Annotated in this window: 21 protein-coding genes; 7 read left to right on the forward strand and 14 right to left on the reverse strand. The window is 68.1% G+C overall.

Annotation, left to right across the window (positions count from 1 at the left end; all coding sequences use genetic code 11):
* Positions 1-145 precede the first annotated feature (145 nt).
* The 6 genes from OIK44_RS21080 to OIK44_RS21105 are packed head-to-tail and all read right to left on the reverse strand — an operon-like array spanning position 146 to position 7,620.
* On the reverse strand, positions 146-673 hold the full coding sequence (locus OIK44_RS21080; RefSeq protein ID WP_273673663.1) for a response regulator: 528 nt from the start codon (positions 671-673) through the stop codon (positions 146-148).
* Complete coding sequence (gene nosR, locus OIK44_RS21085; RefSeq protein ID WP_273673665.1) at positions 673-2,001, reverse strand: response regulator c-di-GMP phosphodiesterase, NosR family; 1,329 nt, start codon at positions 1,999-2,001, stop codon at positions 673-675. Before nosR ends, OIK44_RS21080 begins: the two co-directional genes overlap by 1 nt.
* The gene (locus OIK44_RS21090) at positions 1,998-3,497 is read right to left on the reverse strand and encodes an ATP-binding protein (protein WP_273673667.1); all 1,500 of its coding nucleotides are present in this window, start codon (positions 3,495-3,497) and stop codon (positions 1,998-2,000) included. The genes nosR and OIK44_RS21090 overlap by 4 nt, the downstream gene beginning before the upstream one ends.
* Before the next feature lie 15 nt (positions 3,498-3,512).
* A complete protein-coding gene (locus OIK44_RS21095) occupies positions 3,513-4,355 on the reverse strand; it encodes an HDOD domain-containing protein (RefSeq protein ID WP_273673670.1) in 843 nt (280 codons plus the stop codon).
* Between the two features lie 2 nt (positions 4,356-4,357).
* Positions 4,358-4,681, reverse strand: coding sequence for a hypothetical protein (locus tag OIK44_RS21100; protein WP_273673671.1), 324 nt, complete (start codon positions 4,679-4,681; stop codon positions 4,358-4,360).
* Positions 4,678-7,620, reverse strand: a complete 2,943-nt coding sequence (locus tag OIK44_RS21105; protein ID WP_273673673.1) for an EAL domain-containing protein — start codon at positions 7,618-7,620, stop codon at positions 4,678-4,680. The genes OIK44_RS21100 and OIK44_RS21105 overlap by 4 nt, the downstream gene beginning before the upstream one ends.
* A 228-nt stretch (positions 7,621-7,848) precedes the next feature.
* On the opposite strand from OIK44_RS21105, the gene OIK44_RS21110 reads away from it, so the two are divergent.
* Together OIK44_RS21110 and OIK44_RS21115 are read left to right on the forward strand one after the other, a co-directional pair.
* Complete coding sequence (locus OIK44_RS21110) at positions 7,849-8,403, forward strand: hypothetical protein (protein ID WP_273673674.1); 555 nt, start codon at positions 7,849-7,851, stop codon at positions 8,401-8,403.
* Positions 8,404-8,593: 190 nt separating this feature from the next.
* Positions 8,594-8,941, forward strand: a complete 348-nt coding sequence (locus tag OIK44_RS21115; RefSeq protein WP_273673675.1) for a hypothetical protein — start codon at positions 8,594-8,596, stop codon at positions 8,939-8,941.
* 11 nt (positions 8,942-8,952) lie between these two features.
* On the opposite strand, the gene OIK44_RS21120 is transcribed toward OIK44_RS21115, so the two are convergent.
* Positions 8,953-9,816 carry a universal stress protein gene (locus OIK44_RS21120; protein ID WP_273673677.1) on the reverse strand — a complete coding sequence of 288 codons (864 nt, stop codon included), beginning with the start codon at positions 9,814-9,816 and terminating at the stop codon, positions 8,953-8,955.
* A gap of 178 nt (positions 9,817-9,994) precedes the next feature.
* Here OIK44_RS21120 and phbB point away from each other — a divergent pair, with 178 nt between their 5' ends.
* Positions 9,995-10,741: an acetoacetyl-CoA reductase gene (gene phbB, locus OIK44_RS21125; RefSeq protein WP_273673679.1), complete on the forward strand. Its 747-nt coding sequence runs from the start codon at positions 9,995-9,997 to the stop codon at positions 10,739-10,741.
* 32 nt (positions 10,742-10,773) lie between these two features.
* Here the strand turns inward: phbB and OIK44_RS21130 are convergent, their stop codons facing one another.
* From OIK44_RS21130 to OIK44_RS21155, 6 genes are all read right to left on the reverse strand, one after another.
* Positions 10,774-11,154 carry a TraR/DksA family transcriptional regulator gene (locus OIK44_RS21130; RefSeq protein WP_273673681.1) on the reverse strand — a complete coding sequence of 127 codons (381 nt, stop codon included), beginning with the start codon at positions 11,152-11,154 and terminating at the stop codon, positions 10,774-10,776.
* 133 nt (positions 11,155-11,287) lie between these two features.
* A complete protein-coding gene (locus OIK44_RS21135) occupies positions 11,288-11,776 on the reverse strand; it encodes a hypothetical protein (protein WP_273673684.1) in 489 nt (162 codons plus the stop codon).
* Positions 11,777-11,797: 21 nt separating this feature from the next.
* Entirely contained in the window at positions 11,798-12,640 is an 843-nt protein-coding gene (locus OIK44_RS21140) for a hypothetical protein (protein WP_273673687.1), read from the reverse strand.
* 95 nt (positions 12,641-12,735) lie between these two features.
* Positions 12,736-13,515 (reverse strand): 2-oxo-tetronate isomerase, encoded by a 780-nt coding sequence (gene otnI / locus OIK44_RS21145; protein WP_273673690.1) that lies wholly within the window; start codon positions 13,513-13,515, stop codon positions 12,736-12,738.
* A gap of 123 nt (positions 13,516-13,638) precedes the next feature.
* Complete coding sequence (locus OIK44_RS21150) at positions 13,639-15,015, reverse strand: DEAD/DEAH box helicase (RefSeq protein ID WP_273673692.1); 1,377 nt, start codon at positions 15,013-15,015, stop codon at positions 13,639-13,641.
* Between the two features lie 243 nt (positions 15,016-15,258).
* On the reverse strand, positions 15,259-16,041 hold the full coding sequence (locus OIK44_RS21155) for an inositol monophosphatase family protein (RefSeq protein WP_273673806.1): 783 nt from the start codon (positions 16,039-16,041) through the stop codon (positions 15,259-15,261).
* A gap of 198 nt (positions 16,042-16,239) precedes the next feature.
* Here OIK44_RS21155 and OIK44_RS21160 point away from each other — a divergent pair, with 198 nt between their 5' ends.
* The gene (locus tag OIK44_RS21160; protein WP_273673693.1) at positions 16,240-16,998 is read left to right on the forward strand and encodes an RNA methyltransferase; all 759 of its coding nucleotides are present in this window, start codon (positions 16,240-16,242) and stop codon (positions 16,996-16,998) included.
* Here OIK44_RS21160 and OIK44_RS21165 read toward each other — a convergent pair.
* Positions 16,995-17,696: a DUF8198 family protein gene (locus OIK44_RS21165; protein WP_273673694.1), complete on the reverse strand. Its 702-nt coding sequence runs from the start codon at positions 17,694-17,696 to the stop codon at positions 16,995-16,997. The genes OIK44_RS21160 and OIK44_RS21165 overlap by 4 nt on opposite strands.
* A 104-nt stretch (positions 17,697-17,800) precedes the next feature.
* Between OIK44_RS21165 and OIK44_RS21170 the strand changes: the two genes are divergently transcribed.
* From OIK44_RS21170 to OIK44_RS21180, 3 genes are read left to right on the forward strand one after another with little or no spacing between them, the layout of a single operon-like run.
* Positions 17,801-18,325 (forward strand): hypothetical protein, encoded by a 525-nt coding sequence (locus OIK44_RS21170; protein WP_273673695.1) that lies wholly within the window; start codon positions 17,801-17,803, stop codon positions 18,323-18,325.
* 32 nt (positions 18,326-18,357) lie between these two features.
* Complete coding sequence (locus OIK44_RS21175; protein ID WP_273673696.1) at positions 18,358-19,995, forward strand: GMC family oxidoreductase; 1,638 nt, start codon at positions 18,358-18,360, stop codon at positions 19,993-19,995.
* Positions 19,996-20,008: 13 nt separating this feature from the next.
* On the forward strand, positions 20,009-20,962 hold the full coding sequence (locus OIK44_RS21180; protein ID WP_273673698.1) for an esterase/lipase family protein: 954 nt from the start codon (positions 20,009-20,011) through the stop codon (positions 20,960-20,962).
* The last annotated feature ends 150 nt before the right edge of the window (positions 20,963-21,112 follow it).

Genomic DNA, 21,112 nt, shown 5'->3' on the forward strand with positions numbered 1-21,112 from the left:
CGAAAATTTCTGACAGTCAGCAAAGAATTGGCAAACAAAACTACGTGAACTGGCAGTCGCCCCGGCTCAGCTTCTTCTTGGCAGTGGCCGAACTGATATTCGACGGGTAAGGTGAAAATGGTATGGGACAAACGACCTTACCCGCCTACAGAATGATGGAGCCGTCCGGCCCCCATTTGACCTTCAGGATGCCGGGTTCCTCCTCTTCGAGCCGCCTGGCTTCCCGCTCCTGCGCCGTCAGGCCCGCCTGCTTCTGCTGCGCTTCGTCGAACAGCCGCTGTGCCTCGACCAGGCGGTCGCGCTGCTGCAGCGCCAGGCGGATGGTGTCGCGCAGCTCGCCCGGCTGCCAGGGCTTGGGGATCAGCCGGAACACCTGGGCGTCGTTGATGGCGCCGACCGCCGTATCGAATTCCGTCGACGCCGTCAGCATCATCCGCACCGTCGTCGGCGCGACGTCCTTCATGATATTCAGGAATTCCACGCCGCGCATTTTCGGCATGCGCTGGTCGGAAATGACCAGGTCGAACTGGCATTCGCAGCAGCGCGCCAGCGCGGCCGCCGCGCTGGTGAAGAGCTCGATGTGCAGGTCGTCGATGCGCAGCAGCTGGCGCATGCTGCGCTGCAGCGCGTGCAGCACGTTGATTTCATCGTCGACGAGCAAAAAGCGCCGCATCACGCCTCCTTCGGCAGGTACACGCGTATCGTCAGGCGCCCGCCGCTTTTCGCCTCGAAGTCCTGCACCTGCTGGATCAGGCGGGCGTCGAGCACGTGATCGGCCGCCAGCAGCATCAAGCCGTCGCGGCTGATCAGGTCGCGCGACAGTTTCATGCCCGGCACCAGCTCGCCGGACAGGGCGGCGACGTCGCCGCTGGCCGCGTCGGCGCTGCCGCCGTCGATCAACTGGCGGAAGGCCGCCACCACCGTCGGGTCGTAGCGCTTGCCGCTGCTGTCGTAGATCAGTTGCTTGGCCTCGTCGGCGCGCAGCTGGCGCTGCACCATCGCGCCGATCTGCAGATTGTCGTAGTCGGACGCCAGCGCCAGGATGCGCGCGCCCAGCGGAATGGCCAGGCCGGCCAGCGCGTCGGGGAAGCCGGCGCCGTCGAAGCGCTCCATCTGCGAGCGCAGGATGGTGGCGGCGCCGCGCAAGTCTTCCAGCGCCATCAGCAGTTGCTCGGCGCGCACCGGGTGCTTGCGGAACAGGCCCAGGGTGTCGCCCGTCATCATCGTCAGCGGCGTTTCCAGCAACTCGTCGCTAAAGCCGATCTTGCCGATGTCGAGCAGCAGGGCGGCGATGAACAGTTCCTGGATTTCCTTGGCCGGCAAGGCCATCTCGACGCCGATGCGGCGCGCCAGGTCGGCCGTGCGGCGCGAGTGGCCGTTCAGGCTGCCGCCGCGCATTTCGATGATGCTGGAGAAGAGCTTGATCGTCGTGACGAAGTTGGTTTTCAGCTTGTCGTTGGCCTGCAACACCTCGTCGTGGGTCTTCTTCAGTTGCAGGGTGCGCGCCTCGACCTTTGCCTCCAGGCTCTGGTTGAGCGTCTTCAGCGCCTCGTTCTGCTGCTGCGTGAGTTTTTCCAGGCGCAGCTTTTCCTGTTCCAGCACGCGCCGTTCGAGCGCGTGGCGCACCACCAGCGCGATGTCGTTGTCGTCCCAGGGCTTGGTGATGTAGCGGTAGATCTCGCCGCAGTTGATGGCGTCGAGGATGGACTGGATGTCGGAGTAGCCCGTCAGCAGCAGGCGGATGACGTCGGGCCAGCGCTGCCGCACCTGGGCGAGGAATTGGGCGCCGTCCATTTCCGGCATGCGCATGTCGGAGATGACCAGGTCGACCAGCTCCGTCTCCAGCACTTGCAGGCCGGCCGCGCCGCCCTCGGCGGTCAGCACCCGGTAACCCTTGGCGCGGAACAGCCGCCGCAGCGAGGACAGGATGTTCGGCTCGTCGTCGACGCACAGCAGCGTCAGGGGCGGCGGCGCCGCCGGCGCGAATGGGGCTACGGTCATGGGCTGGGGTCCTCGTCTGGCAATGCGGTGTGGCGGATCGGCAGCGTGATGCGGAAGGTGGTGCCGCGGCCGGGCGTGCTGTCGACGTCGATCTGGCCGCCATGCTTTTGCACGATGCCATACGCCAGCGACAGGCCCAGCCCGGTGCCCTTGCCGATCGGCTTGGTGGTGAAGAAGGGGTCGAAGATGCGCGACAGGTTTTCCGGCGCGATGCCGCTGCCGGTGTCGGCCACTTCCAGCCAGACCAGCTCGCCGGCGCGGCCGGTGCGCAGCGTGATCGTGCCGCGCTGCTCGCCAATGGCGTGGGCGGCGTTGACGACCAGGTTCATGACGATCTGGTTGATCTGCGACGGCAGGCATTCGATGTCGGGGATGTCGCCGTAGTCGCGCACGACGTCGGCCTTGTACTTGACTTCGTTGTTGACGATGTTCAGCGTCGAGTCTATGCCCTGGTGCAGATTGGCCCATACCCATTCCTGGCTGGCGTCGATGCGCGAGAAGTCCTTCAAGTCCTGGACGATGTGGCGCACGCGCACGATGCCTTCCTTCGATTCGTTCATCAGCACGGGGATGTCGGCGCGCAGGAAGTCGAGGTCGAGGCGCTGGCGCAGCTCGCGCAGGGCGGCGGCCTGCTCGGGCGCGGCGACGCCGGCCTCGGCCTCCTGGTAGGCTTGCAGCATGGTGAAGAGGTCGTCGAGGTAGCCCTGCAGGGTGCCGAAGTTGGAAAAGATGTAGCCGATCGGGTTGTTGATTTCGTGGGCGACGCCGGCCGCCAACTGGCCGATCGAGGCCAGCTTTTCCGACTGCAGCAGTTGTTGCTGGGTCATCGACAGTTTGTCGTTGAGTTCGGTCAATGCCAGATTGCGCCGGCGCAGCTCGGCGTCCGCGTGCTCGCGCTGGCGGATGTCGTCCTCCAGCCGCAGGTTCACCTCGGCCAGCTGGGCGGTGCGCTTCTCGACGATGTGCTCGAGGTTGTCGTGGGCGCGCTGCAGCGCGTTCTCGGCGACGCGCCGCTCGGTGACGTCGCGCATGGTTTCGATGGCGCCGACGATGTTGCCGTCGGCATCGCGCAGCGGCGCGGCCGTGAAGTGCAGCCAGTGGCCGCCGGCGCCCATATTGGGGAAGAAGTCCTCGGCCTCGTAGGCGCCGGGGATCACGGCCGAGCGCTGGTGGCGCGCCAGCGCCTCGGTGTCGGCGTCGACGATCAAGTCCGACAGCATGGGCCGCTCGCGCGCGTAAAAGGCCAGGCCGTGCTTGCTGCGGGCGCCGACCATTTCCTCGGTGCTCCAGCCGAGCAGGTGTTCGCAGGCTTTGTTCCAGTGCGTGATGACGTGCCCGGTGTCGATGGCGAAGGTGGCCACCGGCTGGCCGTCGAAGTATTCGGAGAGGGCGATGGCGGCCGGCGCCGCGGCGGCGCTGTGGGTGACATGGTCGGGGACCTTGTCGGTGACGTTGTCGGGGACGTTGTCGGGGACGTTGTCAGGGAGTTTTTGCATGCGGCGCGTCCCCCTTCAGCCGACCAGGATCTGGCTCATGTCCTGGAACGCCAGTTCCGTGTCGCGGAACAGTTCCAGGAACACCTCGTCGCTCAGCGCCAGCGTGCGCCAGACCCGCTGCGACAGCGGCGGCACCAGGTCGTCCTCCTGGCCGGACAGGTCGAGGGCGTGGGCCAGGATGTTGGCCACGTGGATGGTCAGCGGCAGCGAGACGACGTCCTGCTCGCGCAACTCGTGGTGCAGGGCGACGGCGCTCTGTATGGCGGCGGGAAATTTCCAGTAGGCGGCCAGCGCGCTGCCGACGGCGGCGTGGTCGAGGCCGAAGACGGCGCGCTCGGCCTCGGCGCTGCCGCAGTCGTGCTGGCGGCGCCAACTGGCCACTTCCTCGTACTGGGCCGGGAAGCGGGTTGCCAGCACCAGCGTGCCGAGGTCGTGCAGCAGGCCGGCCGTGAACGCCGTCTCGGCGTTCTGGCGCAGCCGCGGCGCCAGCGCCTTGGCGGCGACGGCCGTGGCCACGGAATGGCGCCAGAAGCATTGGAAGTCGAAGCGGTTGCCCGGCAGCGGCGCGATGCCGCCCGTCACCGAGCAGGCCGTGACGAGGGTGCGGATGCTGTGGAAGCCGAGCACGGCGATGGCTTGCTGGATCGACGTCACCTTCGATTGCATGCCGTAGAACGAGGAGTTGGCCAGGCGCAGCGTTTTCGCCGTCAAGGACTGGTCCAGGGTGATCTTGTCGGCCAGCAGGTGCACGTCGATGTCTTCCTGTTCCATGGTCGACAGCAATTCGATGACGACCACGGGCAGCGACGGCAGGTCGTGGATGCGCTTGATGATGTCTTCGATGGCGACGGCGGGCATGGTCATCCGTTCTGGCGGTAGGTGGTCAGCAGTTGCAGCAGCATCGCCGTGGCCTCGTCGTCGCCGTGCTTGCGGAACAGGCGCTGCAGGCGCTGCAGCTGCTGGGTGCGGCGCAGCGCCAGCGCGGCCGGGTCCGGCGCCTCGGCGGCGGCGCCGACCACGTCGCAGGCTTCGACGCCGCGGCGGCGCAGCGAGTTCAGGTTGGCCTCCGTCAGCGTGGCGCCGCCCGGCAGCAGCACGCCGCCGTGGGCGTCGACGAGGTCGCCGGCGAGCACCATGCCGGCGCGGGCGTCGTCGAGGGCGATGCGTTGGCCGGCCGCGCTCATGGGGCGAACTCGCAGCGGCTCAGCGTGATCAGGCTGCCGCGCGAGGCCGAGGTCGCGCCCATCGGGTAGATGGCGATCGTGTACTGGCCGCCCTCGATTTCGGCGACGTGGGTGGCGGCGCCGGTGGGCATGGCGCCGCCGGGGAACAGGTCCGGCAGGACGCAGCTGGCCTCGTTGCCGAGCAGGGCGCCGGCGCGGCGGAACAGGGTTTCGGCGGCCGCGTTGATGAAGGCGATCATGCCGTCGTCGTCCATGCCGATGACGGGCAGGGGCAGGAATTGCAGCAGTTCGCGGGCGATGTTCAGGCTGATCTCGTCGCGGCTGATCTGCTGCTGCTTTTGCCGCAGCAACTCCTCCATTTTGCGGTTGGCCGAGGCCAGCTCGTGGTTGGCGGTGCGCACTTCCAGGTTCAGGCGCTCGTTCTCGTCGGAGATTTCCTTGAGGCGGAAGGCGTCGGCGATGTGGCCGCGCAGCAATTCGTCCTCCCAGGGCTTGGTGAGGAATTTATAGATGGCGCCCTCGTTGACGGCGTCGGTGACCGATTGCAGTTCGGTGTAGCCGGAGAGCATGATGCGTATCGTGTCCGGATACAACTGCTTGGCCGCGCGCAGGAAGTCGGCGCCTATCATGCCGGGCATGCGCTGGTCGGAGACGATGACGTCGACCTCTTGCTGGGCCAGCAAGTCCAGGCCCTCCTGGCCGCTGTTGGCGGTGAAGATCTGGTAGTCGTCGCGGCGCAGCAGGCGTTTCAGCGAGGCGACGATGTTTTGCTCGTCGTCGACCAGCAGCAGGGTGCGCTTTTGCTTCTGGACGCGCAGCAGGTGGGCGGGCAGGCGGCGCGGCTCGGCCAGCAGGGCGTCGATGTCGTGCGGCGCCATCGGCGGGGCGAAGAAATAGCCCTGGATCAGGTCGCACATATTGCGCCGCAGGAAGTCGCACTGGGCCTCCGTCTCGACGCCCTCGGCGGCGACCTGGACGCCCAGGTTGTGCGCCATCGAGATGATGGTCTTCGACAGGGCGGCGTCGTCGATGTCGGTGACGATGTCGCTGATGAAGGCGCGGTCTATCTTCACCAGGTCGAAGGGGAATTGCTTGAGGATGCTCAGCGAGGAGTAGCCGGTGCCGAAGTCGTCCAGCGTCACGCTGACGCCCAGCGCCTTGAGCTGGGCCAGGCTGTAGTCGCTGGCGCGGGTGTCCTGGAGCAAGGCCGCCTCGGTGATTTCCAGGCTCAGCGCGGCGGCGCCGAGGCCGAATTCCTTCAGCGCGGCGGCCACCGTGCCGGCCAGCTGGCGGTCGCGGAACTGGTGCGGCGTGACGTTGATGGCCACCTTGATGCCGTCGCGGCCGGCCTCGCGCCAGGCCCGCATGTCCTGGCAGGCGCGCCGCAGCACCCAGGCGCCGATCGCGCCGATCAAGCCGCTGTCCTCGGCCAGCGGGATGAAGTCGCGCGCCGACAGGCGCCCCAGCGTCGGGTGTTGCCAGCGCACCAAGGCCTCCAGGCTGGCGATGTGGCCGGTCTGCAGGTCGGCCAGCGGCTGGTACATCAGTTGCAGCTCGTCGCCGGCGATGGCTTGCCGCAGCGCCGCCTCCAGCGCGATGCGTTCCTGGGTGCGCTGGTTCATCGCCGGCTCGAAGAACTGGACCTTGCCGCCGCCCTCTTCGCGGGCGCGCGCCAGCGCCATGTCGGCGTAGCGCAGCAGCGTGGCGGCGTCGGCGCCATCCTGCGGGTGCAGCGCGACGCCGATGCTGCAGACGGCGTGCATGCTGTGGCCGTCGAGCGTGAAGGCGCTGCCCAGGCAGGCGAACAGGGTGTCGCAGACGGCGGCGATGTCGGCGGCGCCGGCGGCGCCCAGGACGATCAGGAATTCGTTGCCGTGGCGCGACACTGTGCGGGCCGGGCCGACGCCGCCGAGCAGGCGCGCGGCCGCGTCGCGCAGCAACTGGTCGCCGGCCGCGTGGCCCAGGCTGGCGTTGACGAGGTCGACGTTGTCGATGCCCAGGCACAGCACGGCGACGTTGCCGGCGCCGCCGGCCGCGTCGGCGATGGCTTGCTCCAGGCTGGCGCGGAACAGCGGGCCCTTGGGCAGGCCCGTCAGCTCGTCGTGGTCGGCGCGGAAGGCCAGTTGCTCCTCGTTGCGCTTGAGGGCGGTGACGTCGTTGACGATGCCGATATAGTGGGTGATGTCGCCGCGCTCGTCGGGCACGGGCGAGATCAGCAGCTCGTTCCAGAACAGCGTGCCGTCCTTGCGGTAGTTGCGCAGCACCACGCGGGCGCTGCTTCTCGTGTCGAGGGCCTGGCGCACGGCGGCGATGCCGGGCTGTTCGCGGTCGTCGTTTTGCAGGAAGCGGCAGTTGCGGCCCATGATGTCGATCGGCTCGTAGCCGCTGATGCGGCAGAACGCCGGGTTGGCGTACATGATGGGCAGCGAGGCTTGGCTGGCGTCGCAGATCAGCACGCCGTTCAGGGCCGCCGCCAGCGCCCGGTTCGACAATTGCAGCATGTCTTGCAACTGGCGCCGCGGCTCCAGGTCGCTGACCCACCACAGCTGGTAGGCGGGGCGGCCGGCCTCGTCGCCGATGCAGTAGCTGGAGATGTGCGCCCAGTTCAGCGTGCCGCCGCGGCGGATCAGGCGCACGTCGCGCCTGGCGTTGGCGCCGGGCTGGGCCAGCAGCGCGGCCGTGTCGCCCTGCAGGGCGGCGCCGTCGTCGGACACCATGCGCCGCGTGAAATGTTTGCCGATCAATTCGGCTTCGGTGAAGTCGAGCAGCTTGCACATGCGCTCGTTGGCGTGCAGGAAGAAACCGTCGAGGTCGAGGTGGGCGATGCCGACGGGCGCCTGTTTGAAGCTGGCCAGCAGGCCGGCATGGTCGGCACCCTGGGCGGACGGGCGCGGCGCGGCCAAAGGCGCTTCAGCGGCTTGCTTCTGGTGTGAGTCCATCAAGCTATCCGATCTTTACAGAGGATCTTTACAGAGGATCTTTACAGAGAATCTCTACAGCGCCGACGTCGGTGCGCCGGTCATGGCGCGAATTTATTATACGGCGAAAGATTGCATTTTCTGTCGCCACGGAACTTTTTTTGCGCGCGCCCCGAGTGTGCGGCAGCGTACGGAAGGGCGGGGGCCTTAGGCGCAGGCTGGAAGCACTTACTTGAGGGGGGAGGCAGTATGGCAAGCATTGTTGCGGGACATTTCGAATTGCAGGAGCAAGTCGAGGCGGCGCGCGCCGCGCTGACGCGGGCCGGTTTCGCCGAGGGCCGCATCAGCGCCTTCTATGTCAACCAGCCCGGCCAGCACGACGTCTACGAGCTGGGCGGCGACCGCGCGCGGTCGCCGGGCGCCAAGGAGACGCCGGAGGGCGTTGGCCGGGGCGTGCTGGCCGGCGGCGTCGTCGGCGCCGCCCTCGGCGCGGCCAGCGCCGTCGTCACGGGGCCGGTCGGGCCGGTGCTGGGCGCGCTGCTGGGCGCCCACGTCGGTTCCTTGTACAGCCTGCACAGCATGAAGGAGGCGGGCGCGCCCGAGCGCGGCGATGAAAACCGCCTGGCGCCGCGCCGGCCGGGCATGCTGCTGGCCGTCCAGGCCGACGATGCGCGGCAGCGGGCGCGGGCGCTGGCCTTGCTGCGCGACCTGGGCGCCGCGAACATCGAGCAGGCGGAAGGTGCCATCGTCGACGGCGACTGGGGCGATTTCGACCCCCTCAGCGTGCCCGTGCCGGCGCGCTGAGCGGCGCGGCCGCCGCTTGCGGCCCCCTTTGAGGCCGAATAAATTGCCCACTTTAAAGGCTTTTTTTTCGGTATGATCTTGTTAGTATAAAACGATACCTTGCCACCGGCCCACGCCAGATCCATTGTGCCGCTGCCCGGAGTGCATCTGCCGGAAGAATGCTAACGAGTATTGATAGGGGGACGCGTCAATGACACAAGCATGGGTGGTTCTGACCAGGGTGGACGGGCGCGACGTATCGGCGCCGTCCGAGGCGCAACTGGCGGCGGCGCTGGCGGACGTGTACCGCGGCGCCGACGGTGGCGCGCGCGCCGCCGTGCTGCGCTTCGGCTATGACGACGGCCTGATGTACGAGGTCGAGGTCAGCGGCAGCGGCGACGTCCGCTTCGAGGAGTGGTCGGACCGCGATTGCGAGATTGCGCTGGCCAGCCCGAAGCGGATGGCGGCGCTGAGCCAGCAGGACGCGCTGCAGTTGTGGACGTGGCTGGCGCAACGCCAGGTGGCGAAGATCCGCAGCCAGCCGTGGCAGACGGCCTAGCGGGCTGTCCTTTAATGGGCCATCAGCACGGGCAGGGGCATGCTTTCCAGCACCGTGCGGGTGACGCCGCCGAGGATGGTTTCACGAAAGCGCGAGTGGCCGTAGGCGCCCATCACCAGCAGGTCGGCCGCGACGTCGGCCGCGTGCGACAGCAGGGTTTCGCCGATGGCGCCGGAGCGGCGCAGCGCGCCGTGGCGCGGCGACTGGCGCAGCACCACGTTGCTGGCGACGCCGTGGCGCCGCAGGTAGAGGGCGATGTCGGCGCCGGGGTGGGGGCCGTGGGCGACGGCGTTCTGCTCGGCGTCGAGGACGACGATGTGCACGCCGGCCGCGCGCCGCAGCAGCGGCAGTGCGGCGCTGACGGCGCGGCTGGCCTCGCGGCTGGCGTTCCAGGCGATCAGCACCTGGCGCGGCGGCGCCACCGCGGGGCCGGCGTAGGGCACGACCAGCACGGGCCGGCCGGCGTGGATCACGACATAGGCGGGAAAATCGTTCATCACGGCCGTCGACGGCTGCGCCGGGTTCAACTGGCCGATGACCACCAGGTCGGCGTAGCGCGCCAGCAGGCTGATGCCGCCGCCGGCTTCATCGTCGACGACGCGCTGTTCGAAGTCGGCGCCGCCCAGCGCCGCCATGTGGCGCTCGAAGCCGGCCAGGGCGTGGCCGGCGCGCTCGCGCAAAAAGCGCAGGTGCAGGGCCAGGTTCGGGTCTTCCTCGCTGCTGGTGATGTTTTGGTAGAGGAAGCGCGACACGCCCGTCAGCGCCACGCCGATCAGGTGGCCGCCCTCGCTGCCGGCGATGGCGGCGGCGACGTCGATGCGCGCGCCGACGCGGGCGCTGTCGTCGATATGCACCAGCACGGTTTTATAGGCCATCGTCCGCCCCTTTTGTACGAATCGCCCTTCATCTTACCGGAAATTGCGCGCGGCCGATGTGTGTCGCAACAAGGGGCCGCCGGCGCCGCGTTTGATGTACCACAATATCGACTGCGGACGCAACTCTTAGACTAGATTTTCAATTGCAAAAACGACAATCTTCAGCAAGGGAGCGAACATGAACGACAAGAAAGTGGCATTGGTGACGGGCGGCATGGGCGGCTTGGGGACGGCGATTTGCCGCAGATTGTATACGGCCGGTTATCGGGTGGCGGCGAGCTATTCGCCGGGCAATGAACGGGCCCAGCACTGGATCGAGGCGCAAAAGGACGACGGTTTCCGTTTCAGCGCTTACAAGGTCGACGTGGCCGACTATGCGGAATGCGAATGGATGATGCAGAAGTTGCTGGCCGAAATGGGGCGCATCGACGTGCTGATCAACAACGCCGGCATCACGCGCGACCAGAGCATGCGCAACCTGAAGCCGGAGGATTGGACGGCCGTGCTGCGCACCAACCTCGACAGCGTCTTCAACGTGAGCAAGCAGGTGTTGGAGCCGATGCTGGCGCAGAAATGGGGACGTATCATCAATATTTCCTCCGTCAATGGCCAGAAGGGCGCTTTCGGACAATGCAATTATTCGGCCGCGAAGGCCGGCGTGCACGGCTTCACGAAGTCGCTGGCGCTGGAGCTGGCGCGCCACGGCATCACCGTCAACACCGTGTCGCCCGGTTATTTGCGCACGCCGATGGTGACCAAGGTGCCGGGCGAGATCATGGCCGGCAAAATCCTGCCGCAGATTCCGGTCGGGCGCCTCGGCGAGCCGGACGAGGTGGCCGCGCTGGTGGCGTATCTGACATCGGACGAGGCGGCCTTCGTGACGGGGGCGAACATCGCCATCAACGGCGGCCAGCACATGAGCTGAGCCGTCCCGCGCAGCTTCCGGCCCTGCCACCCTCAAGGGCCTGGCCTGCCGGCCTTTTCCATGCGCGTCTGGCAGGCGATGCACAAGCGCGCCTCGGGGCGGGCGTCCAGCCGCGATATGCCGATGTGCTCGCCGCAATACTCGCACAGGCCGTAACTGCCGTCGGCGAACTTGGCCAGTGCGTGCTTGACGGTGCGCAGCTGCGCGGCCTTCAATTCGCCCGCTTCGCTGACCAGCTGGTTGAGCGTGCGCAGGCTGGCGTTGTCGGCCGGCGAAGCCTCGATTTCGCTGGCCGCGTCGGCGCCCAGGCCGGCGCTGGCGACGTCGTCCTCCAGCTGGCGCAGCAGGGCGTCCCTGCGCCGCGCCAGCAGGGTTTGTAGCCGAGAAATTTGTGCCGCGTCCAGTCCGTTCATCGCCGCTCCGCCCGGATGTGCTTATCCCCCCGATGGTAGCGGAGCGGGGCGCCGCCGGCTTGAGGTACTTGAAGGGATTCGATTGAGCCAGCTCACGATGTCGCCCGCGCGGCTTCGGCCGGGCTGCGCCGTGTCAGTTGGCCGGCTCGACCCTGTCCTTCTTCAAGTCGGCGATGTGGCTGCGCATCTGTTCCAATGCGTCGACCACGCCGTCGGCCTTGCCGGCGACGACGGCGCCGGCCAGCGCCAGCAGGTCGGCGCCGAGGGCGAGCAAGTCTTTCAATTTGCCGATCTTGGCGATTTTTTGCCGGGCCGCCTCGGTCAGTTCGATCACGCTGCGCTGCGACGCGCCCAGCCCCCGCAGCGCATAGCCGCCGGCGTCGAGGTAGAGCTCGTTGGCGCGCTGGCGCAGGCTGACCTCGGCGTCGAACATGCTTTGCGCCTCGGCCTGGCTGAGCGCCATTTCCAGGCCGGCCGGCGCCTTGCCGCCCAGCGGACGCTGGCGGGTCGCCAGCATCACGCGCGCGTGCAGCGCGTCGGCGGCGGCCGACAGGCTGTCGGCCAGTTGCTCGACCTGGCTGGCGTCGGCCAGCGCCGGATCTTTCCTGTCTTGCTGGGACATGCGGCTCTCCTTGCTGGGTCCTCAGTACGTGGAGGTGTCGAGCGCCACGCGGCTGGCGCGGATGCCGAGGCTGGCGCCGGGCGGCGCCGCGTCCGGCTGCTGCGCCAGGTAGGCGAGCAGCGCGCGTTGCCCCTCGGCGATGGCGGCCAGGTGCTGTTCCGCCAGGCTGTGGCGCCGCGCGGCGAGCGCGTACTCGGCCGCCTTGTGCTGGTGGTGCGCCCTGGCCAGCGTCGCCAGCAGGCGGTCGCGGGGCGCGTCGGCGAAGGCGATTTCCACCTCGAACAGGCCGAGCACGATGCCTTGTTCGTTGGCGTTGCTCTTGTCGTAATGGCGCAGCAGCGCGGCCATGGCTTCCAGCAGGCTGCGCACGGGGGCGTCGCCGTCGCGCAGCATTTCCTGCGCGGCCTTGTCCCGGTAGCTACTCGTCAGGGTCTGGGCGAGCAGCCGGCCGAGCGCCGTGTAGGCGTCGACGTGGCGTTCGTCGAGGCCGCTGTCGGGCCAGGCCTGGATGCCGGCGCCCGCTTCCTTGATGGGGGCGCCGACGTCCTGCTGCTCGGCGCCGGCCAGCCGGCCCAGCGTTTGCATATACAGCACGACGGCCTGCTGCACCTTGAGGAAATCGGGGCAGGCGGTGCGGCGGCGGGCGTCGAGCGCGCGTTCGCGGCTGTCGGCGGCGGCCGACAGATAGGGTTTTTCGCGCTGGTAGGTGGCGCAATAGCGCGTGGTCAGCGCGGCGAAGGCATCCAGCTTGGCGGACTCGGCGGCGAATTCGCGCACTTCGCGCAGCCGCGCCGTCGTGGCGGTGGCGCAGCCGCCCACAGTCAGAACCAGTGCCAGCGCGGCGATGCGGTGCAGGAGTGTCATACGTGCTTTCGGCGATGTCTGGGCGACCCTCGGAAAGCTTATTGTTGCGCCGGGCTGGGCGCGGTGTTTTGCGCTAACACAAGGGGCGGCGCCGCTCAGACGCCCAGCGCGGCGCGCCAGCCCAGGCCGGCGACGGTGCCCGCCCGCGGGTGGTATTCGCAGCCGACGTGGCCGTCGTAACCGAGCTCGTCGAGCAGGGCGAACAGCTGGCGGTAATCGATTTCGCCGCTGCCCGGCTCGTGGCGGCCCGGCGTGTCGGCCAGTTGCATATGGCGTATCAGGGGTAGCAGGGCGCGGATGGTGTCGCTCAGTTCGCCTTCCATGCGCTGCATGTGATACATGTCGAATTGCAGGAAGATGTTGGTCCGCGCGCAGTCGGCGATGATGGCGGCCGCCTGCCGGCTATGCGAGAGGAAATAGCCGGGGATGTCGTAGGTGTTGATCGGTTCGATCAGCACGTCGATGCCGTGCGGCCGGCACAGGTCGGCGGCGACGCGCAGATTACCGATGAAGGCCAGGCGCGCCTGTTCCGGCGTGGCGTGCGGCGGCGTGATGCCGGCCATGCAGTGCAATTGCCGCACGCCCAGGGCGCGCGCATACGTCAGCGCCAATTCCACGCCGGCGCGGAACTCGGCGCCGCGCAGCGGGTCGCAGGCGAGGCCGCGCTCGCCGGCGGCCCAGTCGCCGGGCGGCAGATTGTGCAGTACCAAGCTCAGGCGGTGCTGGCGCAGGCGCGCGGCGATCTGCTCCGCCGCATAGGCGTAGGGGAAGAGGAACTCGACGGCGTCGAAGCCGGCCTGGCGGGCGGCGGCGAAACGGTCGAGGAAGTCCAGCTCGGTGAACAGCATGGACAGGTTGGCGGCGAATTTGGGCATGGCGGCTGGGGTGGCGTTGTCTTGGACGAAAAAAAACCGCCGGGGACGGACCTGGATTGCCGAGAAATATTTCCCGTCAATCGAGGTCCGTCCCCAGCGGTTCGCTGTCGCCGGCTTGCCGGCTTAGCGGCCGCGGCCGCCGGAGCGGTGGTTGGCCGCCGAGCGCGGCGCGCTGCTGCGGCCGGCGCCGCCGCCGTTGCCGCCGCCACCGCCGCCACCGCCGCCACCGCTGCGCGGTTTGGCGCCGCCGCCGGCCGCCTTGACGCGCACCACGGTGCCCGCCGGACGGGCGTTGCGGTGGCCGCCGGTGCCGCTGCGCAGTTGCACAGGCTGGGCGCGGGCGTTCAGGTCAGGCTCGAAGCCGGGCAGGACTTGGCGCGGCAGCGTCTGCTTGATGAGCTTCTCTATGTCCTTGAGCATTTCGTGCTCGTCGACGCAGACCAGGGACACGGCTTCGCCGGTGGCGCCGGCGCGGCCGGTACGGCCGATGCGGTGCACATAGTCTTCAGGAATGTTCGGCAAGTCGTAGTTGACGACGTGCGGCAACTGGTCGATGTCGATGCCGCGCGCGGCAATGTCGGTGGCCACCAGCACTTGCAGCGTGCCGTCCTTGAATTCGGACAGGGCGCGGGTGCGCGCCGACTGGCTCTTGTTGCCGTGGATGGCCAGCGCGCCGATGCCGTCCGCGCCCAGTTGCTCGACGAGCTTGTTGGCGCCGTGCTTGGTGCGGGTGAAGACCAGCACCTGGGTCCAGTTGTTGCTCTTGATCAGATACGACAGCATCGGGTGCTTCTTGTCGCGGTCGACCGGATGGATTTTTTGCGCGATGACTTCGACGGTCGAGTTGCGGCGCGCCACTTCGATCATCGCCGGCTTGTTCAGCAAGCCGTCGGCCAGGGCCTTGATCTCTTCCGAGAAGGTGGCCGAGAACAGCAGGTTCTGGCGTTTCGGCGGCAGCACGGCCAGCACTTTCTTGATGTCGCGGATAAAGCCCATGTCGAGCATGCGGTCGGCTTCGTCGAGGATCAGGATTTCGATCTTCGACAGGTCGACGGTGCCCTGGCCCATGTGGTCGAGCAGGCGGCCCGGCGTGGCGACGAGGATGTCGACGCCGTGCTTGAGCTGTTTGATTTGCGGGTTGATGCCGACGCCGCCGAAGATCACGGCCGAGTTCAGCTTCGTGTACTTGCCGTAGACGCGCACGCTTTCCTCGACCTGGGCCGCCAGTTCGCGGGTGGGGGTGAGGATCAGCGCGCGGATGGCGCGGGTCGAGGTGTTGCTGACGAGCGCGGCGCCGTTGGCGTCCGTCGACAGGCGGTGCAGGATGGGCAGCGTGAAGCCGGCCGTCTTGCCGGTGCCCGTTTGCGCGCCGGCCAGCAAATCGCCGCCGCCCAGCACTGCCGGGATCGCTTGGGTCTGAATCGGGGTCGGTACGGTGTAACCGTGTTCGGTAACGGCACGGACGATGGCGTCGGACAAACCGAGAGAGGAAAAGGACATGGTAACTTTATTGTGAGATCGGCCTGTCGCCGCATGGGGCGCCAGTCGCAGGCAATCAGATTAGGGTCAGAAGACAGCGGCAAGGGGACTGGTCATATGTGCCGCACGCAGCCAGTATAACAGCCTTGCGCATGGCGGCGTGAATTGTTTCAAACTGGCAACGGGCAAAAAAAGGGGACAGGCCACGATTTCCGGGCAATTCTTGCCCGGGAAATCGTGGTCTGTCCCCAGCTTGCCGCTCGCTTAGGCGAACGGCGCCAGCAGCGCGACCATCTGGCCGAAGATTTTCGGGCTGGCGGCGATCACGTCGCCCTTGTACAGGTAGTCCGATTCGCCGTTGAATTCGCCGACGATGCCGCCCGATTCCGTGATCATCAGCGCGCCCGCCGCGATGTCCCACGGTTTCAAGCCTTTTTCGTAGAAGCCGTCGAGGCGGCCGCAGGCGACGTAGGCCAGGTCCAGCGCGGCCGAGCCGGCGCGCCGCACGCCCTGGGCGCGCTCGCCCATGATCTGGTACATTTTCAGGTATTCGTCGAGGGCGCGCGGGCTGCCGGCCACGTAGCCGTTGCCCAGTAGGGCCTTGGACATGCGGTCGAGCTTGGTGACGCGGATGCGCTTGTCGTTCAGGTAGGCGCCGGCGCCCTTGGTGGCCGTGAACAGGTCGTTGCGCACCGGATCGTAGATGACGGCCTGGGTGACGACGCCGCGGTGGGCCAGGGCGATCGAGATGCAGTATTGCGGGAAGCCGTGGATGAAGTTGGTGGTGCCGTCGAGCGGATCGATGATCCACTGGTATTCATTCTCGTCGTGGGTGTTGGCGGAAGCTCCGGACTCCTCGGCCAGGATGGCGTGATCGGGGTAGGCCTTGGAGAGCACCTCGATGATGGCTTGTTCGGCGGCCTGGTCGATGTCGGTGACGAAATCGTTGTGTTGTTTTTCGGTAACGACGACGCGGTCGAGATCGAAAGAGGCGCGGTTGATGACGGTCGCGCCGCGACGGGCGGCTTTGATCGCCGTGTTGAGCATTGGGTGCATATGAGCTTCCGGTAAAAGAACGCTCACGCCCAGCGGGACGTTTCCGGCCCGCAGCGCGTGAGAGTACAAGAATGAATTAAAGAGCGGAGCGGTGCCGAAATGGTTAAAATCCCGCCCTGGCACGGGCGTTTCGCCCTGCCGCTGACCGGAATTTTCCTGCATCGATACCGCGCAATAGCGCTATTTTAAATGAACCTGCCCGAAATCAACACGTCTCTTTTCAAACGCCTGCGATTTATCCTGGTCCAGACCAGCCGCCCGGGCAATATCGGCGCCGTCGCGCGGGCCATGAAAACGATGGGCTTCACCGATCTGGTGCTGGTCGAGCCGCGCTTTCCCGACGCGCTGCAAGACGCCGAGGCGGTCGCCTTCGCCAGCGGCGCCCAGGACATCCTGGCCGGCGCGCGCATCGTCGGCTCGATGGCCGAGGCGCTGGAGGGCTGCAACTTCGCCGCCGCCGTGTCGGCCCGGCTGCGCGAGTTTTCGCCGCCCGTGCTGGCGCCGCGCGCCCTGGCGGGGCAGTTGGCCGGCGACGCCGGCTTGAACGCGGCTTTAATTTTTGGCAACGAACGCTTCGGTTTGCCGAACCAGATCGTCGAGGCGTGCAATGTGTTGATCAATATTCCAGCCAATCCCGACTATTCCTCGCTGAACTTGTCGCAGGCGGCCCAGGTGCTGGCCTATGAGTGCCGGGTGGCCGCGCTGGGCGACGCCCAGGGCGCCAGCGCCATCGGTTTCCACGGCCAGGCCGCCGGGCTGGACCAGATCGAGGGCATGTACGCCCATCTGGAGCGGGCGCTGGTGGCCATCGACTTCCTCGACGCCGACAATCCGAAGAAGCTGATGCCGCGGCTGAAGCGCCTGTTCGCGCGCACCCAGCTCGAGACGGAGGAGGTCAACATCCTGCGCGGCATCGCCCGGCAAATCCTGGCGAAGGCCAAGCCCTAATCCCCCACCTCGAACGGCCGCGGCCGTCCGCCGTATATATTGTCCAGCATGCGGCGTTCGCGCCCGACGATGCTGGCGACGAATACCTCGGGCCCCCGCATGTGCTTGAAGGCGTTGAAGCCGTTCTCCAGGAAGCGCTGCAGGTCGCCCAGCCCCGCCAGCCGGGCCGGGCCGCGCATCAGGCCCAGCGTCGCCGACAGGAAGGGCAGGCGCACCAGCTCGCACAGGGAATCGCCGAGCGCTTTGACCAGCGTCAACTGGCTGTCGCGGTCCGCGTGTAAGGTGGTCGTGCGGTAGGCGTCGATATAGTCGCGCTCGCTGAAGCGCTCGCCCAGCGCCCGCGCCATCGCCGTGTCGAGGCGCTCGGACAGCGCGTCGAGCACGATCGCCTCGGTGATGGCCCGCAGCGCGTGCAGCGGCAGCACCCGCTGCATCGTCGGGACGATGCGTTCGAGGTCGGCGTCGCGCTGGCTCAGGTCCGCCGCGCCGTACAGCTCGTCGAGGAAGAACAGCGCGGCGGCGCGGCTGTTGGGCGCCGCCAGCAGGTCGGCGTGGCTGTGCGCCAGGCGCGCCGACTGGAATTGCTTGAGCGCCGTGCGCGCCGCCAGCAGGGCCGGTTCGCGCTTGGCCGCCTGGCGCTCGGCTTTGACGGCGCGCAATTGCTGCTCCAGTGTCTTGACGAGGTCTTCTTTTCTCATGCCGCACTTTTACCAGATATGACTAGACTGGACGCTCTATTTTTGCGCCCGGGGCTTGGCGTACACTGGACCCCTGGATAAAAATATAATATGGAATGACAGACATGCAGACTTCGCGCAGGGCGTTTCTCAAGGTTGGCGTCGTCGGCGCGGTGGCGCTGGCGGGCGGCGGCGCGCTCTACCGTCTGCTGCGCGGACCGGCCTTGCCCGGCCGCTTCGTGCTCGACGGCGCGGCCGCGGCGGCGCTGGCGGCGATCGCCCCGGTGATGCTGGGCCAGGCCGTGCCCGGCGAGGCGGCGGCGCGCGCGGCCGCCGTCGCCGCCGTCTGCGAGCAGGTGCAGCAGGCCATACTCGGCCTGCCGCTGGCGACGCAGAAGGAGGTGGGGGATCTGTTCGGCCTGCTGGCGCTGGCGCCGGCGCGGCGCTTCGTCGCCGGCGTCTCCAGCGGCTGGGACGAGGCCAGCCCGGACCAGGTCGGCGCCTTCCTGCAAAGCTGGCGCACGCACCGCTTCGCCATGCTGCAAACGGCTTACCACGCCCTGCATGACCTGATCGTCGGCTGCTGGTACGCCGACCCGCGGAACTGGCAGGCGATCGGCTATCCCGGCCCGCTCAAGGAACTGGGCTGAGCGCCGGCATCTTATTATTTGAGGAAGCAGCAATGAATTCATCTAGCGCAGCGCAGGCGGCGGGGGGCATTCCCGATCCGATCGAGGCCGGGCTGGCGGCGGGCTGGCGGGTGCTCGACGCCAGCACGCTGGAGGGCGACCGCGTCTTCGAGGCCGACGTCGTGGTGATCGGCAGCGGCGCCGGCGGCGGCGTGACGGCCGAGATACTCAGCGCGGCCGGCCTGAAGGTCATCATCGTCGAGGAGGGCGCGCTGAAGTCCTCGCGCCACTTCAAGATGCGCGAGGCGGACGCCTATCCGGCCCTGTACCAGGAGTCGGCGGCGCGCAAGACCAAGGACAAGGCGATCAATATTTTGCAGGGCCGCACCGTGGGCGGCTCGACGACGGTGAACTGGACGTCGAGCTTCCGCACGCCGGAAGGCACGCTGGCCTATTGGGGCAAGCATTTCGGCCTGAAGGGCTATTCGGCCGAGGCGATGGCACCGTGGTTCGAGATGATGGAGCGGCGCCTGAGCGTCGGCGCCTGGACCGCGCCGCCGAATGAAAACAATGATTTGCTGCGGCGCGGCGCCGAGCGGCTGAATATTCCGGTGGCGGCGATCCGGCGCAACGTCAAGGGTTGCTGGAACCTCGGTTACTGCGGCATGGGGTGCCCGACCAACGCCAAGCAGTCGATGCTGGTGACGACGATCCCGGCCGCGCTGGCGCACGGCGCCACGCTGCTGACGCGCACGCGCGCCGAGCGCTTCTTTTTCAAGGGCGACAAGGTCGAGCGCTTGCTGTGCATGGCGCTGGACGCCGGCGGTCTGGCGCCGTCCGGGCGCCGCCTGACGCTGCGGGCGCGCCACTTCGTCGTCGCCGGCGGCGCCATCAACTCGCCGGCGCTGCTGATGCGCTCGCTGGCGCCCGATCCGCACGGCCTGCTGGGCAAGCGCACCTTCCTGCACCCGACCGTGATTTCGGCCGGGCTGTTCGAGCAGCGCGTCGACGGCTACGCCGGCGCGCCGCAGACGATCTATTCCGACCATTTCCTGCAGACCCAGGCCATCGACGGGCCGATCGGCTACAAGCTGGAGGCGCCGCCGCTGCACCCGCTGCTGCTGTCGACGACGATGGCCGGCTTCGGCAACGAGCACGCGGCGATGATGCGCCAGTTCGCCCACACGCACGCGCTGCTGGCGCTGCTGCGCGACGGCTTCCACGCCGAGGCGCCCGGCGGCAGCGTGGCGCTGGGCGCCGGCGGCGCGGCCGTGCTCGACTACCCGATCTCGGGCTTCATCTGGGACGGCGTGCGCCGGGCGCTGCTGTCGATGGCGGAGATCCAGTTCGCCGCCGGCGCGCAGAGCGTCTATCCGGTCCACGAGATGGCACGCGGCTACACCACCTGGGCCGAGGCGCGCAAGGGCATCGCCGCGCTGCCGTACAAGGCGCTGCTGACGCGCGTCGTGTCGGCCCACGTGATGGGCGGCTGCGCGCTGTCGGACGACACGCGCCTGGGCGTGACGGGCGCCGACGGCCGCTACCACGGCGTCGCCAACCTGTCCGTGCACGACGGCTCGCTGTTCCCCACGTCGATAGGCGCCAATCCGCAACTGTCGATCTACGCCGTCGCGGCGCGCCTGGCCAGCGGGCTGGCGCAGGCCCTGGCGGCGCGGCCGGCGCCGGCCTGAAGGAGGGCGGACGGTGATCGCGCGCATCCTCAAGCTGCTGCTGGCGCTGCAATTGCTGCTGCTGGCGGGGCTGTGGCTGGCCCTGCTCAAGGTCTGGCCGGCGCTGCCGGCCGGCGCGGGGCTGGCGCTGGCCGTGGCGGCGCTGCTGGCGCTGCGCCTGCTGATCACGGCGAACAATTTTTTGCTCAGTTGGCGTTGCCGCAGCGTCACACCGGCGCCGTACCGGCCGTCGCCGGCGGCGCGCCTCCGCCTGTTCGCCGGCGAGTTCGTCGCGACGCTGCTGTCCTCGTCCTGGAGCATGGCCTGGCCGCGCCTGGACACCTTTGCCGGGCGCGGCGGCGCCGGCTTGCCGGTGCTGCTGGTGCACGGCTACGTCTGCAACCGCGGTTATTGGGCGCCGCTGAGCCGGCGCCTGCGGCGGGCCGGCATCAGCCACGCCGCCGTCGACCTGGAGCCGCTCGGCGCCGGCATCGACGACTACGCGCCCCTGCTGCGCCGCGCCATCGCCGCGCTGTGCGCCGCCAGCGGCAGCGCGCAAGTGATCCTGGTCTGCCACAGCATGGGCGGCCTGGTGGCGCGCGCCTATCTGCGCAGCGACGGCGAGGCGCGCGTGGCGCGCGTCATCACGCTGGGCACGCCGCACAATGGCACGGCGCTGGCGCATTTCGGCGCCGGCCTGAACGCGCGCCAGATGCGCCGCGGCAGCGACTGGCTGGGCGCGCTCGACGCCGGCGAGGACATGGCCAGGCGGGCCTTGTTCACGTCGATCTTTTCGCACCATGACAACATTGTCGCACCGCAAACATCGGCCTGCCTGGCGGGCGCGAACAACCGCCCGTTCGGCGCCATCGGCCATGTCGCGCTGGGGCGCCACCCGGCCATTCTCGCCTGCGTGCTCGAGGAAATCGCCCAGGCATCGGCCGCGCCGGACGCCGCCGCGGCGCCGCGCGCACACGGACTCAACTGAAGTGTCTGTTTTTGAACTCAAAGTTGCCATGCCTCAAGCCAACTCTGGTGACAGTGCCCCATTCTGCCGGTAGACTGAATAGTAATCTGGCATCACACGACGGATTTCATCGCAAGCGCGCCGCGGCCGCCCCGGCCGCCGTGTGACTTT

Source organism: Janthinobacterium fluminis, assembly GCF_028595325.1.
Classification (GTDB): Bacteria; Pseudomonadota; Gammaproteobacteria; order Burkholderiales; family Burkholderiaceae_D; genus Janthinobacterium; species Janthinobacterium fluminis.

Excerpts from the sequence above, each read along its gene's own strand:
- OIK44_RS21120 (WP_273673677.1), bottom strand. The coding sequence starts at position 9,816 with ATGGCCTATAAAACCGTGCTGGTGCATATCGACGACAGCGCCCGCGTC.
- OIK44_RS21105 (WP_273673673.1), bottom strand. The coding sequence starts at position 7,620 with ATGGACTCACACCAGAAGCAAGCCGCTGAAGCGCCTTTGGCCGCGCCG.
- OIK44_RS21160 (WP_273673693.1), top strand. The coding sequence starts at position 16,240 with ATGAACCTGCCCGAAATCAACACGTCTCTTTTCAAACGCCTGCGATTT.
- nosR (WP_273673665.1), bottom strand. The coding sequence starts at position 2,001 with ATGACCGTAGCCCCATTCGCGCCGGCGGCGCCGCCGCCCCTGACGCTG.
- OIK44_RS21080 (WP_273673663.1), bottom strand. The coding sequence starts at position 673 with ATGCGGCGCTTTTTGCTCGTCGACGATGAAATCAACGTGCTGCACGCG.
- OIK44_RS21140 (WP_273673687.1), bottom strand. The coding sequence starts at position 12,640 with ATGACACTCCTGCACCGCATCGCCGCGCTGGCACTGGTTCTGACTGTG.
- phbB (WP_273673679.1), top strand. The coding sequence starts at position 9,995 with ATGAACGACAAGAAAGTGGCATTGGTGACGGGCGGCATGGGCGGCTTG.
- OIK44_RS21130 (WP_273673681.1), bottom strand. The coding sequence starts at position 11,154 with ATGAACGGACTGGACGCGGCACAAATTTCTCGGCTACAAACCCTGCTG.
- OIK44_RS21090 (WP_273673667.1), bottom strand. The coding sequence starts at position 3,497 with ATGCAAAAACTCCCTGACAACGTCCCCGACAACGTCCCCGACAACGTC.
- OIK44_RS21095 (WP_273673670.1), bottom strand. The coding sequence starts at position 4,355 with ATGCCCGCCGTCGCCATCGAAGACATCATCAAGCGCATCCACGACCTG.
- OIK44_RS21115 (WP_273673675.1), top strand. The coding sequence starts at position 8,594 with ATGACACAAGCATGGGTGGTTCTGACCAGGGTGGACGGGCGCGACGTA.
- OIK44_RS21110 (WP_273673674.1), top strand. The coding sequence starts at position 7,849 with ATGGCAAGCATTGTTGCGGGACATTTCGAATTGCAGGAGCAAGTCGAG.
- OIK44_RS21170 (WP_273673695.1), top strand. The coding sequence starts at position 17,801 with ATGCAGACTTCGCGCAGGGCGTTTCTCAAGGTTGGCGTCGTCGGCGCG.
- OIK44_RS21150 (WP_273673692.1), bottom strand. The coding sequence starts at position 15,015 with ATGTCCTTTTCCTCTCTCGGTTTGTCCGACGCCATCGTCCGTGCCGTT.
- OIK44_RS21175 (WP_273673696.1), top strand. The coding sequence starts at position 18,358 with ATGAATTCATCTAGCGCAGCGCAGGCGGCGGGGGGCATTCCCGATCCG.
- OIK44_RS21100 (WP_273673671.1), bottom strand. The coding sequence starts at position 4,681 with ATGAGCGCGGCCGGCCAACGCATCGCCCTCGACGACGCCCGCGCCGGC.
- OIK44_RS21135 (WP_273673684.1), bottom strand. The coding sequence starts at position 11,776 with ATGTCCCAGCAAGACAGGAAAGATCCGGCGCTGGCCGACGCCAGCCAG.
- OIK44_RS21165 (WP_273673694.1), bottom strand. The coding sequence starts at position 17,696 with ATGAGAAAAGAAGACCTCGTCAAGACACTGGAGCAGCAATTGCGCGCC.
- otnI (WP_273673690.1), bottom strand. The coding sequence starts at position 13,515 with ATGCCCAAATTCGCCGCCAACCTGTCCATGCTGTTCACCGAGCTGGAC.
- OIK44_RS21155 (WP_273673806.1), bottom strand. The coding sequence starts at position 16,041 with ATGCTCAACACGGCGATCAAAGCCGCCCGTCGCGGCGCGACCGTCATC.